A 16,914-nucleotide genomic window follows, 5' to 3' on the forward strand; every position below is an offset into this window, starting at 1 on the left:
CGCCCGGGAAAGGGGCGGCCCGAAGGCGGGGTCACTCGATCGAGAGGACCAGCTCTCCATAGGTCTTGCCGCCGCTGGCCGCGTCACGCTTGGCGTGCCAGAGTTCGGCGAAGGCTTCGCTGTCGGGGGCGACGTCGATGCCCTTGTCCTTGGCCTCGGCCAGGGTTTCCTGCCACAGGGCAACGCGCGCCTCGGCCAGCTCGACCAGCTTGTCCTGCCGGGCCTGGTGCGCCTCGGTCCAGACGCCCTTTTCCTTGAGATAGCGGATCGCGCCGTCGTGGATCGGTTGCAGCGCGCCCACGTCGAGGAAGCTTTGCAGGCTGCCCATCGACATCATCTTGGCATGGGTGAAGTCATCCGCGAAATCGCCGTGATGCTCGTCGAGCCACTTGGCGAGGTTGTAGACGAAGTCGTCATGATCGCCGGCCAGAACGTGGTTGGCCTGGTAGGCGTGGTCCATGTTCAACCCCTGCGAACTGGTCACGCCCGAGGTGATCGACGCCGGCACGTAGCCGGGATGGATCGCGCGGTAGCGGTCATAGGCCTCGGGGTCGGCATCGCGCGCGGGCAGGGGCAGCCAGCGGATGCCCTGCGGGTTCGCCTCGGCCTCGTAGCTGGTGCCGGAGAGCGGCGAGGTAAAGGTCACGTCGGCGCGGCCTTCGACCGTGATCCGGGTGTTGGCGCCGTAATTGCCAACCTCGACCAGCTCCACGTCGTCGCGGGTGAGGCCGCGATAGGCCAGCAGCGCATCGACCCCCGCAACAAGGAAGGACGACGAGGGCGAGAACGCGATCCGCGTGCCCGGGCCGATGTCGTCAAAGCTTTGGATGTCGCTGTCGCCGCGCACCATGTAGCCCCAGGGGGTGATCATGTTCATCACGGCCACGCGGCTGTCCGAGGGGCCGCTTTGCGGGGTGGCGTAGCCTTCGTTCGCGTCCATGATGTCGAAATAGTCGCTGGCTTGGATCATCGCGATCAGGCCCTCGCCGGTGTTCAGCCACTCGGCCCGGGCATAGCCGTTGGGCGCGGGCAGCACGCGGGCGCGGCTGGCGGTCTGGGCCGAGAATTCCGCCGTCCAGGCCACGGCCAGCGAGTGGTTCGCAGTGCCGACGATGGGCGTGACGACCGAGAAATAGTCGGGCCAGTCGTAATCCTGCGCCGCGGCGGTCGTCGCCCCGAGGCCAAGGGCCAGGGCGGCGCCTGCCAGCAGGTGGGTTGCGCGTTTCAGCATTGGAATTTCCTCCTCCTTGTTGTGCGGGGCCTCTGCCCCTTTCGGTCCGGTGCTCCGGCGCGGGTCCTCCTCCGCACGCCGGGCCGGGAATCCTGTCAGTCTCGGGACTTGGTGATCGTCACCTTTCCGGTGTCGGCATCGACCTCCACCAGATCGCCCGTTTCGATCAATTCGAACGGATCGCCGTCGAGGTCGGTGACCGTCGGCACCCGCGTCACCACCGCGCCAAGGGCGATCTTGGTGGTCATGCGGGTAAAGATCATCGCCGCCGGCGCCGTGCCGTTCAGGCGGCACATGTGGAAATAGGCCGACCAGCCCGAGCTGCCCTTGGCGCCGGGAAAGACCAGCACCTTGCCGGCAAAGCTTTGCCCGTTCAGCTCGTGGTGCAGTTCGATCACCGACCCGTCGCGTTCGTTGATGCCGCCCCAGCCCGAGATCGTCTGCGTGGTCACCAGCGCCGTGGCACTGGCCTTGCCGCCGACGACCGTGCGGCCATGGAGCGTGATGGTGCGGGCCTTGGTCTCGGTCATTGCACCACCCCCAGCCATTCGCCTGCCACGGCGCTGTCGACACATTGCCGGACCGATCCGAACCAGCCCTGCACCTTGGCAATGGCGGGCAGGTAATGCGCCTGCTTGGCGCTGTCGGTGGCGATGACGCGGACGCCCTTGGGCAGGCGGCGCGAGATCGACGGGCAGGTGTCCGACATGACCTCTCCGCCCGCGGCGCGGATCACGTCGGTATAGCCCGACCGGTCCGCGATCTGGCGGATGGCGCGGGGCGTATGGACCCACAGCGCCGTGTCGGGGTGGATCTTGCGGCCCTCGAGCAGTTCGGCCACCAGCGACATCTGTTCGATGGAATTGTGCGGGCAGCCCAGCATGACAAAGTCGAGCTTGCGGTCGGTCGCGTTCTGCAGCCGCGCCCAGGTGCGGCGCTTGGCGGCCTCGTCAAAGACAATGGCCTCGGGGCGCTCGGTGCCGCCAAAGGCCGCGTCCATGCTGGGCGCCTCGGGCGTAATGCCCGGCATGTGGTACATCTCGACCCCGCCCGAAGACGCCGCGGCGGCGCCGAAATGCTTGAGCTTCACCAGGTCGGGCAGGTGGGTCAACCCGTCGAATGCGGGCCTGTTCTCTTCGACTTCGAAGCCGGTGAAATAGCCCAGCACGCCCCAGTCGGCCATGTCGTCCACCTCGGTCTCGACGCGGATCAGGCGGTTGGCGCGACGGTTGGCGGGATCGTGCAGGCCCCAATAGGGGATGCGCCCGGTCAGCCCGGCCGCGCCGGTGCTTTCCTTGCCCTCGACATTGGTGCGCGCCCCGAGGACCGAGTTGCAGTAGATCACCGCCGAGCTTTCCATCCAGGCGCAATGTTCGCCTTTCACCGGCACGTTGCCGACCTGGTAGGGGGTGCAGGTGCACATCATGTTGACGCCGCGCTTGCCCAGGTATTTTTCGTTCTGGCGCTGCATCTCGACCAGTTCTGGGTCGGCGCCCTGAAGCGCGTGGTTGTCCATGTCGATGCCGGTGATCAGCTGGCAGGTCGGGACCGCCATGCGCGGCACCTCGACCTCCTCGTCGCTGTCGAGGTTCAGTTCCGAGAAGACCTTGTCCATGCCCTGCCTGGCCAGATCGCGAACCGAGGGGGTCGAGGCGTTGAAGGCGCCCGCGACATTGCGCGTCTCGACCAGCCGCTCGGCCCCCAGCGCCTTGCCGTAGCGGATCAGCAGGTCCATGGCGCGCGCGACCGCGGGGCCGCTGGCCCCGTCACGCATGGCTTTCTCGGTATCGGTAAGCTGCATGTCCCCTCCCAAAGAATGCCGGCATGAAATCAGGTTAACCCCGCTTATCTTTCTTGATAACAGCTAATATTGACTATCAGTTTTCTTGTTTTGAGAAAGGTTAAGCCGTCCGGGCAGGCAGGGCGGATACACCTTTCGGTTTGATTGCCGCGGGGAATACGAGCGCAAGTTGCCATGGTCCGGCGCTTCATGTACCCAACATAAGACCCCAGTATGACCCGACATCCCAAGGCCCAGCTCCGCACCAAAGCATGACCGATATCGCAAAGACCCCGGACGGGGACACCTGGGCCCCGGCCCGCAGCCTGGCCGAGTCCCTGCCTGTGCGACTGCTTCGCGCGCGGGAGGCGATCATGCAGCTTTACCGCCCGCTGTTCAAGGAATCGGGGATCACCGAACGGCAATGGCGGGTGCTGCGGAACCTTTACGACGCGCCGTTCCTCGAGCCGTCCGAACTGGCCGCGCGGGCCTTCATGCAGCCGCCCAATGTCAGCCGGGTGCTGAACGAGCTAGTCAAGCTGGGGTTCGTCGAACGCACGGCCTCGGGCACCGATCAGCGCCGGGCGCAGGTGTCGTTGACGCCGCCGGGGCGGGACATCGTGATCCGCGTCGGCCAGTTGATCGAGGCGCGCACGGCCGAGTTCCAGGCCACGCCCGAGGCGGCGGCCCTCGCCCAGGTCGGCGACCTGCTGGAAACCTTGGCCGCCGTGCCGCAGCGCCATCCCCACCTGACCCGCCCGGCGCCCTAGCCGCCGGGTCCGTAGGGCGCGGTCCAGTCCAGCTCTTTCGGGCCGATCTTCCTCTCGATGCAGCGCGCGGCGGCAAAACCGGCGATCTCGCCCGTCAGCGTGGTCCAGGGAAAGTTGCGCATCACCATGAACAGCGTCTCGTAGGTGAAGGACAGCGAGGCCCCGGCCAGCAGCAGGTTGTCGACCTTTTTCGGCAGGAAACAGCGGTAGGGCACGGTGAAGGTATAGGGCGTGTAGCGGTCCCAGTAGAACGGCTTGGTCATCGGCTCGGTCACCGCATCGGCAAAGACCCGGCCCTCGCGCGCGTCGTCCAGCGTGAAAACATGTTCGCCGACCGGGTGGCGCCCGTCGCGCACGCCCACGTAGCGCCCGACGCTGCCGATGGTCGATTTGTCGAACCCAGGCACGTACTTTTTCAGGAACCGCGCCTCGGCATCGATGAAGCCGCGCAAGAAGCGCATGGCCAGCGAATTGTCCTCGCCGCTTTCGTCCATGTGCAGGCCCAGCTCGTAGGGCACGTTCTGCCACAGGCAGTAGGTGCCGGGCGCCGCCATCGGGCTCATGTCCAGCGTCGGGTGGCCGATATACATGCTGGCATAGACGTTCTCGCCCGCCATCTCGGGGCGGTAGAGGCCTTCGGGGATGTCGCCCGCGGCCCGCGCCTCGGCGATGACCTTTTGCAGCAAGGGGTCGCGGGCCTGGTCCTGGTGGCGGGTGAGGGCGGGCAGGTCGACGCCATGCAGCGTCCAGAGCAAGCCGCCGGGGACCGGCCGGTGGATGCCGTCCCAGTCCGACCCGTCTGGCTGGCCGCCGCCGCCCGAGACATAGGGCACGCCCGCCGCGGCCGCCAGCAGTCCGGTGCCCGACCCGTCGACAAAGATCTTGCCCGAGATCGCAAAGCGCCCGCTGTTGTTCTCGACCACGATGGCCTCGATCCGGCCTTCCGCGGTGATGCAATCGACGAAGCGCGTATCATATAGCGCATGGGCCCCGGCCTCGTGCAGCATCTGCGCCATCACGCTGCCCGACCCCTCGGGGTTGAAGGACAGGCGGATGAAATCGTCACCGGGCCGCTTGCGCCGCTCGTAATGCGACAACGGGTTGCCGGCCCAGTTCGCATGGCTGCGCGCATCGGCGCGGTAGATGTAGCCATGGGCGGCAAAGCGCTCCATCAGCTCGGAATGGATGCCGCCGATCCCCTCGCCGGCATGGCCCTGCAGGCCCGAGGTATGCACTCCGCCCGGCATGTCCAGCTTGTCCACCACGACGACGCTGGCCCCCATCCGCGCGGCCTTGAGCGCGGCGGCAAAGCCCGAGGGTCCGGCGCCGACCACCACCACGTCGGCCGTGTAGGCAAGCGGCAGGTCCCGCGCGGGCTGGTGGATCGTGCCTTGCTCGAGAGCGATCATGTCGGGCCTCCTCCCCAATAAACTTATCAAGACAATTATTTTGGCAACTACATCCTGTCAATCCGGGGCAACGGGCTGTGCCGCGATCGCCGGGTCCATGCGGCCATGATCGCGTGCGACGCTTCTGACGGCGTCCGGTCTGCAGATCTCGATCAACGCGGCGACGACGGCCCGGTTATCGGCCCCCGGCTTGTGACCGGCAAAGAGGGGTTTTTCGGTTCAACGCGATGGGGCGGATGGTCTGTTCGACGGTGCTGTTGCCAAGCGCGATCCGGCCATCGGTCAGGAACAGGCCGAGGCCGTCCCGGTATTTTGCCCTGTTGGCAAGCACTTCGCCCGGGGACGGCTTTCTTGCGACACCGGCTCGGTGCGGAGTGCTCCGCCGGGGCGGCCAGAAACGGGCGCTAGGGTCGTGCAGGCCGATGCTGGCGTCAGGTGCCCCCAACCAGCGCCGGAGCCCCGACTTCGTGAGCGGCGCGCTCACGGATGGCAGGAGGTTCCGAGTTCTGGCCGGGGTTGACGACGACAGTCGGGAATGCCCGGCCTTGGTGGCGGACACCTCGCCCTCGGACCTGCGCGCGCGGCCACTCCATAACGGCAACGCCTGTTCCCGACGTGCTGCGGGACCGAGCTCACGTCGATGGCGGTGATGACGCGCGGCCACGAAGACTGCGCGACCACCGGGGCTTGGGGCGGTGTCCTGCGTGGCGTTGCGGCAAGGGGACCGCCCTAGCCCGACCTGTGGGCGGGCTTGGTCTTGTGCACCCAGCCGGCGATCTCCGAGGCGATCTTGGTCAGCGGCTTCTGAACGGTCGCGCCGCCCATGGCCAGCGCCTCCTTGGGCATTCCGAAGACCACGCAGCTCGCCTCGTCCTGGACAAAGGTCTCGGCACCGGATTGCCGCATCTCGAGCAGACCGCGTGCCCCGTCGTCACCCATGCCGGTCAACACGACCCCCAGGGCCTTGTCGCCGGCCGACTGCGCGACCGAACGAAACAGGACATCGACGGACGGACGATGGCGCGAAACGGCCGGACCATCGGCCAGCTCGATCAGGTATCCGGCTCCGCTGCGCCGCAGCATCATGTGGCGGTTGCCCTGCGCGATCAGCGCCTGGCCCGGCTCGGGGCGCTCTCCGCCGCGCGCCTCGGCGACGGACAGGCGGCACAGCCCGTCGAGGCGCCGCGCGAAGGTCTCTGTGAAATGCTCGGGCATGTGCTGAACGATGACGATCGGCGGCAGGTCGGCGGGCAGCGCGGCAAGCACGGTGACCAGCGCCTCGGTGCCGCCGGTCGAGGCCCCGATCGCGATGACATGGCCGTTCGGCGGCCCCGCGTTGGGACGCGCCGGCAGCGGCGGCAGGATGACATCGGCGGTCAGCTTGGGCCCCGGGCTCAGCACTTTGGGGCCGGGCCTGGCCTTGCGGCGGGGATGGGTGGAGGCCGCCGCGTGGACCGCGTCGCACAGCACCACCTCGGCCTCGGCCCAGTCGGCCGCGCTGCGCAGGCGCGGCTTGGCCACCACCTCGGCCGCGCCGCATTCGAGCGCGCGCATCGCGTTCTCGGACCCTTCGGCGGTAAAGCTGGAACAGACCACGACCGGCAAGGGATGCTGCGCCATGATCCGTCGCAGGAAACTGAGCCCGTCCATGCGTGGCAACGCCAGGTCGAGCAGCATGACATCGGGCAGGTCCCGGCGCATCATGTCGGCCGCCTCAAAGGCATCGCGGGCCATGGAGACCACGCGGATCCCGCTGTCGGCGGACAGCAGCTTGGCCAGCCCCGCGCGCGCCGCGGCGCTGTCGTCGACGATCATGACCTCGATCGGAACGGAGTTCGGACACATCAGCCTGTCACCCTTCTGCGAAACGCCCCCGGTGCGACCTGCTCGAGGCCCACTTCCTGCACGATCATCGATTCGGCGTGGCCGACGAAGAACCAGCCGCCCGGCCTGAGATGGCCCGCGACATTGTGTACGACCCGCGCCTGTTCCGCGGCGTCGAAGTAGATCAGCACGTTGCGCAGGAAGATCGCGTCAAGCTGCCGGGCCACGTCAAAGGGCGGATCGATCAGGTTCAGCCAGGCAAAGCGCACCCGCGACCGGATCTCGGGCGCGAACCGCATCCGCGTTGCGCCCTTTGGACCCTTGCCACGCATCAGGTAGCGCGCCCGCATCTCCGCCGGCACGTCGGCCAGCTGGGACGCCGGGTAGATCGCCCGCGCCGCCTGCTCGAGCACCCCGGTCGAGATGTCGGTCCCCAGCACCGCCCAGTCGAGGCGCCGGTCGGCGAAGGCCGCATCCGCCAGCAGCATCGCGGCGGTATAGGCCTCGGCCCCGGTCGAGGCGGCCGCGCTCCAGAGCCGGAATCGGGCCACCGCACCGGGCCGGACCCGTTCCAGCGCCTCGGGGATGACTCGCGACACCAGGATGTCAAAATGCCTGGACTCACGAAAGAAATCCGTCTTGTTCGTGGTGACGAGGTCGACGATGTTTTCCCATTCGTCCGCCATCCCGCCCTGTTCGAAGAGGTAGCGCAGGTAATCGTCGAGCGTCCCGTAGCCGGTTTCGAGCAGTCGCTTGCGCAGCCGCGAGACGATCAGGTGATCCTTGCTGTCCGGCATCCGGATCCCTGTCTCGCGATAGATCGTTTCGCGAAACCGGGCCCTGAGGTCGGCTTGCATCAGCTCGGACATGATCCGGCGGGCTTGTCGGCGCTGCGCGAACGGGCGGCCACGATGACCGCGGGATCGAAGATCGTGTCGGCATTGAGCAATGTGGTGATGACTCCGTCGCGGCGGCCGATCCCCCAGATGGCACGCGGATCCCACGACAGCATCTCGGCCTCGTGCACCGGGTCGATCCGACCGTCGTCGTCCAGGGCGGCGACCTCGATCACCTGGTCGACACGCATGGCCACACGGTGCTGACGCCCGCCCACGGTGAGCGCCAGCAGCAGGATGCGCGTGTTCTCGTCCTCGTCGCGCATCGGCTCGCCCAGCAGGCAGCGCAGGTCGACCAGCGGGACCGAGGCGCCACGCACGTCGATCAGGCCCAGCAGGTAGGCCGGGGCATTGGGCAGGCGGGTCGGTTCCTGCGGCGACAGGATCTCCTGCACGATGCCCACCTCGACGGCAAAGAGCGAGCCCGAGACCGAGAAGGTGACCACCGTGTCGGCCCGTGTCCGGCCGCGCGCATCTGCCGTCGCCACGTCAGGCTGCATCGGACTTTCCGGGCGCTAAACGGGTGAATTCGGCATCCAGATCGTCCTCTCCGCCGGACATGTCGAAATCGAACCCGCCGCCCGACATGGCCCGCGACTTGCGCCTGGGCTTGGACATGCGCCCCGTTCTTGCCGGCGCCGGGGCTGCCACGGTGCCGCGATCGTCGGTGCGGAAATAGGCGATCGAGGCCCGCAGCGTCTCGGATTGCGCCGACAGCTCTTCGGCCGTGGCCGACATTTCCTCGGAGGCGGAGGTGTTTTCCTGCGTGACCTTGTCGAGCTGCTGGATGGCCAGGTTGACCTGCGTCGCGCCCGCGGCGAGTTCCTGGCTGGCAGAGCTGATCTGGCTCACCAGTTCCGAGGTCCGCTCGATGTCGGGCACCAGCCCCTCGAGCATCTTGCCGGCCTCTTCCGCGGCACGCACCGTGTTGCCGGACAGCGACGAGATCTCGCCCGCGGCAGTCTGGCTGCGTTCGGCCAGCTTGCGCACCTCGGAGGCGACGACGGCAAAGCCGCGGCCATGCTCGCCCGCGCGAGCGGCCTCGACCGCGGCATTCAGTGCCAGCAGGTCGGTCTGGCGGGCGATCTCCTGCACCACCATGATCCGCTCGGCGATGGTCTTCATCGCCTCGACCGCCTCGGCCACGGCGCGGCCCGAATCGCGCGCGTCGGAGGCAGACTTGCGGGCCATCGCCTCGGTCTGGCCGGCATTGTCGGCGGTCTGCTTGATGCTGGCGGTCATCTGCTCGACCGAGCTCGACGCCTCCTCGGTCGACGAAGCCTGTTCGGTCGCGCCCTGGCTCAGCTGCTCGGCGGTCGAGGCCATTTCGGCTGAACCGGAGGCGACCTGGCCCGCGCCGCTGGTGACCTCGCCGACGACGCGGCGCAGGTTCTCGGTCATCTCGTTCATCGAAGACAGCAGGTCCGCGATCTCGTCGTTCGACCGGACCTGCACCGTTTGGGTCAGATCCCCCGAGGCGACCTTGCGGCTGAGGTTGATCGCCCGGGTCAGACCGGCCGAGATGGTCATCACGATCCACAGGCCCGCCGCGACCGAAAGCACACCGATCGCCACCATGATGCCGATCGTGAGGTTACGCGCGCCCGCGTAATTCGCCGCCGCCGCCGTGCCCGCATCCACCATTCCCTGGCGGTTGGTGGTCAGGATGCTGTCGATCTCGGCCTCCATCTCGCGCCAGGCGGCTTTCCCTTCGCCGTTGACCAGCCGGAAGGCGCCCAGGTTGTCGCCGCTCTCGGACCGTTCCATCGCGCGGCCGTTGATGTCCCGGATGCGCCCGAGGATTTCCTCGTAGGTGTCGAGGCGTGCCTGGCCTTCTTCCGACGCGATGGTCCGCATCGCGCGCAGGTAGTCGTCGTGCCGGCTGCGGGCCGCATCCATCGACGCGATCACGTCCCGTTTGTTCGCCGCCGTTTCAGCCAGGATGTACTCGCGCACGTCGCGTTGCACGCGCAATTGCTCGCACCCGAGTTCTTCGCCGAGACGGACCCGCTCGGCGGTGACATCGACCACTTCGATCATCCGGTCCTGCATGCCTGCCAGCTTGTTCAGCGCCAGCATCGAGGCCCCGAATGAGGCCAGCACCAGCACCGCCAGGGTGAGCGAGAGTTTCAGTTTCAAGGTAAAGCGCATCGGCGGGCCCTCAGCTGGAGGTGGTCTTGCGATCAGCGCCATCCAGCTGGTAGGCAAAGATCGCATCGAGATCGGGAATGATGAAAAAGCGGCCGTTCTTGCGGCCGATGGCCTGGACGAAGTGACGTGGCCAGCGCGCGCCCACGTCGGGCACGTCGTCCAGGCTTGTCCCGGTCACCTCGGTCACCTCGTGGACCAGTTCGGCCAGCATGCCGACGACACAGGGCATGTCGTCGAGCACGAGGTCGAGCACCAGGATGCGCGTGTCCACATCCGGCGGGCGGACCGGCATCCGCAGCGGGATGCGCAGGTCGGTCAGCGGCACCACCATGCCGCGCACGTTGATCAGCGCGGCGGCAAAGCCGGGCGCGTTGGGCACGCGGGTTATGGTGCCCGGCTCGATCACCTCGCGCAGCACCGCGGTCGGGATCGCGACCAACTCTCCGCCAAGGCTGAAGGTGACCATGGTGCGGTCTGCGCGGGCGCCTGGGCGCGCGGCCAGGTCGGTAACGGGGCTCATCACGCGGCCTCCATGCTGTCGCGACCTTGTCCGAAGGCGACCAGCTGCGGCACGTCGAGGATCAACGCGACCGATCCGTCGCCCAGCACCGTCGCGCCTGAGAAGGTCTTGAGCGACGCATGCAGCGGCGAGAGCTGCTTGATGACGGTCTGGCTGGAGCCGATGATCCGGTCGACGGTCAGGCCGACCCGCAGCTCACCGGCGGTGACGACCACGACCTTCTGGTAGGGACCGGGATCGCCGGGACTGTCCAGCAGGTCGCGCATCCGCAGGAAGGGCACCAGTTGGTCGCGAATGTCGAGGAACCGGGTCCGGTTCCCGGCGGTGGCATGTTCGTCGGGCAACTCGATGATATGCTCCACGGCCGCGAGCGGGATGGTGTAGCGTTCGCCCGCGATCTCGACCAGCAACCCGTCGATGATCGCCAGGGTCAGCGGCAGCCGCATGTGGATCTGCGTGCCATGCCCCGGCTCGCTGTCGATGTCGATGCTGCCGCGCAACTGCTCGACCGTGCGCTTGACCACGTCCATGCCGACGCCGCGCCCCGACAGCTCGGTCACCGCCTCGGCGGTCGAGAAGCCGGGCGCCAGGATCAGCGCGCGGATCGCCGCCTCGTCCAGCTCGGCATCCGCCGCGACCAGCCCGCGCGCTTCGGCCCGGGCACGGATGCGCGCGGTGTCGAGCCCGCGACCGTCGTCGGCCAGGGTGATCACCACCTCGGCACCGGAATAGCGCGCCGAAAGCCGGATCGTCCCGGCCTCGGGCTTGCCAAGCGCACGGCGGTCGGCGGCCGGCTCGAGCCCGTGGTCGGCGGCGTTGCGGATCAGATGCATCAGCGGATCGGCCAGCATCTCGATCACGGTCTTGTCTAGCTCGGTCTCCTCGCCCGCGATCTCGAGCGCGATCTCCTTGCCGAGCGTGTCGTTCAGGTCGTGGACCAGGCGCCGGAAGCGCCCGGTGATCGACCCGATCGGAGTCATGCGGATGCTCATCGTCGTCTCGCGCATGCCGGTGGCGAGGCGCTTGATCTCTTCGGCGACGGCGACCAGGTTCGGATCGCCCAGCCGGGCGGCGATCTCGGCCAGCCGGGCCTCGGCTATCACCAGCTCGCCCACGCGGTCCATCATCTCGTCCAGCCGTTCGGCCGGGACGCGCATCATCGCCCTCTCGCGGCCCTTGGGCTGTGCCGCCATCGCGGCGGGTGGGTCTTCTTCCGGCTGCGGCTCTGCGCTGCCGTCCCGGTGCAGGTCGAACTCGAGCCCCTCTTCGTTGAACAGGAACACGTCGCGGATCGCGGCTTCGTCCAGGGTGCTCGGCAAGGTCATGCGCCAGCCGATATAGAGCCGGTCCGCCTGCATCGCCCGCAGGTCGGGCAGGCGGCCGAGGACCGGTTCGATCCCGCTGGCGCCGACCGAGCGCAGGTCGTCGAGCAGGCCCTGCGGGCGCGCGCCCAGCACCAGGCAATCGGGCGCGAGGTGGAAGGTCAGCGACCAGTCTGGCGCCTCGACGCCGGCGGCGTCGCCCGCGCCGGTGACGAGATCCTGCAGGTCCGCCAGCAGGTCCGCCCCCGGACCGGAAGGCCCCCCGTCCAGCAGGGTCGTCACGTGGTCGCGCGCCTTGAGGCCGAGGTTGATCAAGGCCGGTGTCGCGGGAATCCGCCCCTCGCGCACGGCCTCGAAAGCGGATTCGAAATCGTGCAGGAACTGCGCAAGCTCGACCTGGCCGAACATCGCGCCGGTGCCCTTGAGCGTGTGCAGATCGCGGAACACGCCGTCGATCAAGGCGCGGTCGTCCGGGCGGGATTTCAGGTCAAGCAGCCCCTGTTCGAGGCTTTCGACCAGTTGCCGGGCCTCGACCAGGAACAATGCGTCGGCGTCGTTTGTCATCAGCCCAGCACCTTCTTGACCACGCCCAGCAGCTTCTGATCGTCGAAGGGCTTGGTCATCCAGCCGATGGCCCCGGCGGCCCGCGCCTGCTGCTTGACCGCATCCGCGTTCTCGGTCGACAGGAAGATGACCGGCACACCGGCGCTTCCGGGCATCTGGCGGAAGGCGCGGATGAACTCGATCCCCGTGAGGCGCGGCATGTTCTGGTCGGTGATCACCGCAGAGGGCATGGTTTCGCGCGCCTTGGCCAGCGCCTCTTCGCCATCCCCGGCCTCGACGGGATCGAAGCCGGCCATGCGCAGTGTGCCGACGATCAACCGGCGGACCGAGGCCGAATCGTCCACGACAAGCACCCGCCGGCTCATGCGGCTGCCTCCGGCGCAGAGGCGTCGGGGTTGCAGATCGCGTCTAGCGCCAGCGCGTGCCACAGCGCCCGCGCCTCGCCGCCTTCCGGCATGGACACCGACAGGGGACGGCCGGCGGCCCGTGCGGTCAGCACCGCGGCGGCCAGAACCTGGGCTCCGGCGACGTCCAGCCCGTCCGTATCGGACAGCGCGACCGCTGGTTGATCCTTTTCGAGGATCGCCAGAAGGGCGGTTTTCCCTTCCTCGATCCCGCCGATCCTGAGGTCCATGGCGTGTACTCCCGTGTTCCAAGCGGTCTGCTGCACGGGTTTTCTTACGGAACAGATATTTCCAGATCCCTAAGACCATGACGTCGCCGACATTTACCCGGTGTGAAGATTGGCGGGCTAGGGTCGCCCCGAAACGGCGCATGGCTGCCCGGGTCCGGCAGGGCCGGGTCACCGGCAGCAGGGGGATTGGGCGCGGATGTTTGCGTCGCGGCACGACAGGAATCAGCACGCCAGCCCGGACGCGGACCGGGCCGATTTGCCACGCGTCGTTGCGCTGCTCGATGCCGAGGCCGGCGCGATCGACGGTGCCTTCATCCTGGCCGCCGATGCCCTGCTGGCCGGGCGCGACAAGCTGATGGAGCTGACGGAGTGCCTGCGTGCCTACGAGGCGGGGCTGGAGGGGCTCTCTGCGCAGACGATTCAGCGCGGTCTTGACGGCCTGGCAGGCGGGCTGGAAGAAACGACCGCTTCGGTCGACCGCGAGTTCTCCGACTCGACCCGCATCATGATGGGCGTTGTCGAACTTGACGGCCCGCTGGGCAGCCTCTCGAGCCAGGTGCGCATGCTGGAATCCTATTCAAGCACGGCCCGCGTGGTCGAAGCCGAGCTGGGCCTTGCCGACAAGCAGGCCTTTTCGCACGAGCTGGGCATGCTGACCAAGCAAAGCCTGCAGGGCTACGAGGTGCTCGACGGGTGCGCGATGTCGCTCTTGAAAACCATCAGGGCCATCCTGGACCAGCAGAAGAACCTGCGGAGCAAGGGGCTGAAACCCTTGGCGAAATCTTGCAGCATGCTGGAAACGATGGCGTCCCGGATCGCGCCCGCCCTGCAGGCGGCCCTCGAGGATTCGCGCGGGCTGAACCAGGTGACCCAGCGCCTGCATTCGGGGACGAGTTCCTGCATCTCGTCACTTCAGGTCGGCGACAGTTTTCGCCAGCGACTCGAGCACGTGGCCGAGGCGCTGCGCCGGCTCGGCTCCGCGCCCGCGCCGCTGACGGCGGACTTGATCCGCGACATCGGCGCGGCGCAGCTGGTCGGGGCCGCGCGGGCGCTTGACAGGGACCTGTCGCAGCTGGGCGGCGACATCGACACGATTTCCGCCGACATGGGCCACCTTCTCGGCCGGGTGAGCAGCCTGCGCGAGGGCTCGGAACTGTCGCGCCTGCTCGCCACTCTCGAAGGGCAGGCCGGCGGCGTGCTGGCCAAGCTCTACGCCTTGCGGACCGAGCGCCGCGCGCTCGAGCGGCGGCTGGCCGAGATGCGGACAACGGTCATCAAGATGGATTCCATCCTCGCCGACCAGGCCGGGATCGACCAGGACATGAAGATGGGCAGCTACAATGTCTCGCTCCGAGGGCGCAACTTTGCCGGCAACTCGGCCGTGCTGTCGACGGTGGCCCGCCAGACCGGCGAGCTGGTCGATGCCTGCCTGGCTTCGCGGGTCGAAATCGTGCGCGGGATCGAAGGCATCCGCGACATGATCGAGACGGCCGGCATGCGCGACGCCCGTCAAATGACCCATGACCTCGACGACATCAGCGACCAGCTGGGCGGGCTGGCCCGGCCGCTTGCCCTGTGGCGCGACTTCGACGCCAGCCTTGCCGGGTTGATGGTGGCCGGGGCGGCCACGGTCGCCGAGCTGCGTCAGATCGGCCAGCGTCTGTCCAACCAGCGCGCCACGGTCGATGCCATCATCGCCGCCGGGTCCGACCTGTCGGACCCGCAGCGTCGGGCGCGACGCCCGCAGGCCGTGGCGGATCCCGACGCCATGGCCGCCGCCGCCGTGATGCGCACGCTCTACTCGGTGCCCGAGGAGCGGGACATTCATGATCGCATCTGCACCGGCGGCCATGCGGGTCACATGTCATGATCCGTCACCGAACGCGGCCCGACGCCGTACAAACGACACATGGAAAGGACGCGCAGCCCATGCTCACGAAAGACGAGATCTTTGCAATTCGGTCCACCTGGCTTGCCGTCGCGGGCGAACGTGACCGCACCGGAGAGCTGTTCTACGAAGAGCTGTTCAAGCGCGCGCCACAGGTGCGGCCCATGTTCTCCAGTTCGCCCAAGATCCAGGGCCGCAAGCTGATGGAGACGCTGGCCATCGTGGTCGACGGGCTGGACAACCTGGACGGACTCGTGCCGACCATCCGGGACCTCGGTCGGTTTCATGCGAACCTGGGCGCGACGGCAGAGCATTATCACCTGGTGGGCGAGGTCCTGATTGAAACGATTGCCAGGGTCGCCGGGCCGAACATGACCCCGACCGCCCGGCTTGGCTGGCAGCGCGCCTATGCCATCGTCGCCCGGATCATGCTATCCGCCTGAGGTCACCTGCGGCCCCGTCGCATGGCCCGGTTGACCGGAAGCGGGGGCCCGCAGTCTGGTTCCGCATGGGCATCGGACATCCCGATCCTGACCTCGTGTAACGCAGCGCGCGGGGCCGGCGTGGCGGGCCGCCCGCGCGTTGCCCGCCCGGGCCGGCCTCAACTGTCGATCCGTTCTTCCACCACCTCCGCGAAGCTGTCGAAGAACTTTGTGGACAGTTTCCTGGCCGTGCCCTGAATCAGTCGGCTGCCCAGCTGGGCCAGCTTGCCTGCAACCTCGGCCTTGGCCTCGTAGCGCAGCACGGTGGTCTCGGGATCGACTTCGGTCAGGGTCACATCCGCGCCGCCCCTGGCATGGCCCGCAGCACCGCCATTGCCTTGTCCGGTCAGCGAAAAGGCATCCGGTGCGCCCGAGGTGTCAAGCGTGACGGTGCCGCCGAACTTCGCCTTCACCGGCCCGACCTTCAGTACGACCCGGGCCTCGAGGTCTTCGTCCGAATGCTTGATCAGCTCTTCGCAGCCGGGAATGCAGCGCCGCAGCACCTCGGGATCGTTGAGCGCGGCATAGACCTTGGCCTTCGGCGCGTTGATGGTGATTTCTTCGGTCAGTTCCATGGTCTTGTCCTTCTCAGCAACAGGGAAACTTGATGGAGGCCAGCAGTTCGGCCTGGTCCTTTGTCGGGGCGGCGCGGCGCCAGAGGCGGGTCAGCCAGCGCATGACGGCCCGCGTCCGCGGCGCACCTGCACCAGCTCGGCCAGGATCGACAGCGCGATTTCTTCCGGCGTCACGGCCCCGATATCCAGCCCGGCCGGCGCACGCACAGCGTCGATGCGGGCCGGGTCGACGCCCGCCTCTTTCAGCCGGGTGGCCAGCGCCGCGAACTTCTTGCGGCTGCCGACAAAGGCGACGTGATCGAAGGGCTCGGCGAGCGCCGCCGTCAGCGCGTCCATGTCGCCCTGCCCCTGAGTGGCGATCACGATAATCCGCTGGCCATGGGCACTGGCCGCCTCGGGCACCGCGCCGCTGACCTGCCAGTGAAACTGCGGCGCCAGCCCGGCCAGCGCCTGCGCCACGGGCGAGGCGCCCAGCACCACCAGCTCGGGCACCGGCAGGCAGGGCTCGACAAAGATCTCGATGCTGCCCTTGGAGGGGCAACCGTTGCGGGCATAGCGCCGCCCGTCGACCTCCTGCCCCGGCGCAACGCCCATGTCGGCCAGCAGCTCTTCGGGCGCGACCGAGACCAGCTGCGGCCGCCCCTCCTCCAGCGCCCGCAGCACCGCCGCCTTGACCGCGCCCCGCGTGCAACCGCCGCCGAGCCAGCCATGCAGGATCGCCCCATCCGCGCCCAGCACGGCCTTGGCCCCGGGTTTCGCCGCCGTCGCGCCCACCGTGCGCAGGATCGTGGCAAAAGCAAAGGCCTCGCCCCGGTCGCGCAGCGCGCGCGCCACGCTGTCCACGTCTGCCGTCATGCCTGGTGTCATC

The 16,914-nt window shown here is 68.1% G+C and carries 17 protein-coding genes and 2 pseudogenes; 4 read left to right on the plus strand and 15 right to left on the minus strand.

The window, feature by feature from the left end; genetic code table 11:
- Positions 1–31: 31 nt before the first annotated feature.
- From MF270_RS13650 to MF270_RS13660, 3 genes are all read right to left on the minus strand, one after another.
- Positions 32–1,231, minus strand: coding sequence for a TAXI family TRAP transporter solute-binding subunit (locus tag MF270_RS13650; protein ID WP_238366454.1), 1,200 nt, complete (start codon positions 1,229–1,231; stop codon positions 32–34).
- 95 nt (positions 1,232–1,326) lie between these two features.
- Positions 1,327–1,761, minus strand: a complete 435-nt coding sequence (locus tag MF270_RS13655) for an aconitase X swivel domain-containing protein (RefSeq protein ID WP_238366455.1) — start codon at positions 1,759–1,761, stop codon at positions 1,327–1,329.
- Positions 1,758–3,032: an aconitase X gene (locus MF270_RS13660; RefSeq protein ID WP_238366456.1), complete on the minus strand. Its 1,275-nt coding sequence runs from the start codon at positions 3,030–3,032 to the stop codon at positions 1,758–1,760. The genes MF270_RS13655 and MF270_RS13660 overlap by 4 nt, the downstream gene beginning before the upstream one ends.
- 251 nt (positions 3,033–3,283) lie before the next feature.
- On the opposite strand from MF270_RS13660, the gene MF270_RS13665 reads away from it, so the two are divergent.
- A complete protein-coding gene (locus tag MF270_RS13665; protein ID WP_238366457.1) occupies positions 3,284–3,781 on the plus strand; it encodes a MarR family transcriptional regulator in 498 nt (165 codons plus the stop codon).
- Here MF270_RS13665 and MF270_RS13670 read toward each other — a convergent pair.
- Positions 3,778–5,190 (minus strand): FAD-dependent oxidoreductase, encoded by a 1,413-nt coding sequence (locus MF270_RS13670; protein WP_238366458.1) that lies wholly within the window; start codon positions 5,188–5,190, stop codon positions 3,778–3,780. The two genes, MF270_RS13665 and MF270_RS13670, sit on opposite strands and share 4 nt — an antisense overlap.
- Positions 5,191–5,316: 126 nt before the next feature.
- Positions 5,317–5,566 (minus strand): annotated as a pseudogene (locus tag MF270_RS13675) (IS66 family transposase); the annotation flags it as partial.
- Between MF270_RS13675 and MF270_RS13680 the strand changes: the two are divergent.
- Positions 5,565–5,768 (plus strand): annotated as a pseudogene (locus tag MF270_RS13680) (IS3 family transposase); the annotation flags it as partial. The pseudogenes MF270_RS13675 and MF270_RS13680 overlap by 2 nt on opposite strands.
- Positions 5,769–5,919: 151 nt before the next feature.
- Here the strand turns inward: MF270_RS13680 and MF270_RS13685 are convergent.
- From MF270_RS13685 to MF270_RS13720, 8 genes are read right to left on the minus strand one after another with little or no spacing between them, the layout of a single operon-like run.
- On the minus strand, positions 5,920–7,035 hold the full coding sequence (locus tag MF270_RS13685; protein WP_238366459.1) for a protein-glutamate methylesterase/protein-glutamine glutaminase: 1,116 nt from the start codon (positions 7,033–7,035) through the stop codon (positions 5,920–5,922).
- Complete coding sequence (locus tag MF270_RS13690) at positions 7,035–7,883, minus strand: CheR family methyltransferase (RefSeq protein ID WP_238366460.1); 849 nt, start codon at positions 7,881–7,883, stop codon at positions 7,035–7,037. Before MF270_RS13690 ends, MF270_RS13685 begins: the two co-directional genes overlap by 1 nt.
- On the minus strand, positions 7,871–8,410 hold the full coding sequence (locus tag MF270_RS13695; RefSeq protein ID WP_238366461.1) for a chemotaxis protein CheW: 540 nt from the start codon (positions 8,408–8,410) through the stop codon (positions 7,871–7,873). The genes MF270_RS13690 and MF270_RS13695 overlap by 13 nt, the downstream gene beginning before the upstream one ends.
- The gene (locus tag MF270_RS13700) at positions 8,400–10,061 is read right to left on the minus strand and encodes a methyl-accepting chemotaxis protein (protein WP_238366462.1); all 1,662 of its coding nucleotides are present in this window, start codon (positions 10,059–10,061) and stop codon (positions 8,400–8,402) included. Before MF270_RS13700 ends, MF270_RS13695 begins: the two co-directional genes overlap by 11 nt.
- Positions 10,062–10,071: 10 nt before the next feature.
- Positions 10,072–10,581: a chemotaxis protein CheW gene (locus MF270_RS13705; protein WP_238366463.1), complete on the minus strand. Its 510-nt coding sequence runs from the start codon at positions 10,579–10,581 to the stop codon at positions 10,072–10,074.
- On the minus strand, positions 10,581–12,467 hold the full coding sequence (locus MF270_RS13710; protein ID WP_238366464.1) for a chemotaxis protein CheA: 1,887 nt from the start codon (positions 12,465–12,467) through the stop codon (positions 10,581–10,583). The genes MF270_RS13705 and MF270_RS13710 overlap by 1 nt, the downstream gene beginning before the upstream one ends.
- Positions 12,467–12,832 (minus strand): response regulator, encoded by a 366-nt coding sequence (locus tag MF270_RS13715; protein WP_238366465.1) that lies wholly within the window; start codon positions 12,830–12,832, stop codon positions 12,467–12,469. Before MF270_RS13715 ends, MF270_RS13710 begins: the two co-directional genes overlap by 1 nt.
- Positions 12,829–13,101 carry a hypothetical protein gene (locus MF270_RS13720; protein ID WP_238366466.1) on the minus strand — a complete coding sequence of 91 codons (273 nt, stop codon included), beginning with the start codon at positions 13,099–13,101 and terminating at the stop codon, positions 12,829–12,831. Before MF270_RS13720 ends, MF270_RS13715 begins: the two co-directional genes overlap by 4 nt.
- Before the next feature lie 256 nt (positions 13,102–13,357).
- Here MF270_RS13720 and MF270_RS13725 point away from each other — a divergent pair, with 256 nt between their 5' ends.
- Both MF270_RS13725 and MF270_RS13730 read left to right on the plus strand, forming a co-directional pair.
- Complete coding sequence (locus tag MF270_RS13725; RefSeq protein ID WP_238366467.1) at positions 13,358–14,971, plus strand: hypothetical protein; 1,614 nt, start codon at positions 13,358–13,360, stop codon at positions 14,969–14,971.
- Between the two features lie 59 nt (positions 14,972–15,030).
- A complete protein-coding gene (locus tag MF270_RS13730; RefSeq protein ID WP_238366468.1) occupies positions 15,031–15,432 on the plus strand; it encodes a globin domain-containing protein in 402 nt (133 codons plus the stop codon).
- Between the two features lie 158 nt (positions 15,433–15,590).
- On the opposite strand, the gene MF270_RS13735 is transcribed toward MF270_RS13730, so the two are convergent.
- Positions 15,591–16,046: a CoxG family protein gene (locus tag MF270_RS13735; RefSeq protein WP_238366469.1), complete on the minus strand. Its 456-nt coding sequence runs from the start codon at positions 16,044–16,046 to the stop codon at positions 15,591–15,593.
- 90 nt (positions 16,047–16,136) lie between these two features.
- Entirely contained in the window at positions 16,137–16,913 is a 777-nt protein-coding gene (locus MF270_RS13740) for an XdhC family protein (RefSeq protein ID WP_238366470.1), read from the minus strand.
- Position 16,914: the final 1 nt, after the last annotated feature.

It is taken from the genome of Mesobacterium pallidum, assembly GCF_019966535.1.
In the GTDB taxonomy this organism is placed as follows: Bacteria; Pseudomonadota; Alphaproteobacteria; order Rhodobacterales; family Rhodobacteraceae; genus Mesobacterium; species Mesobacterium pallidum.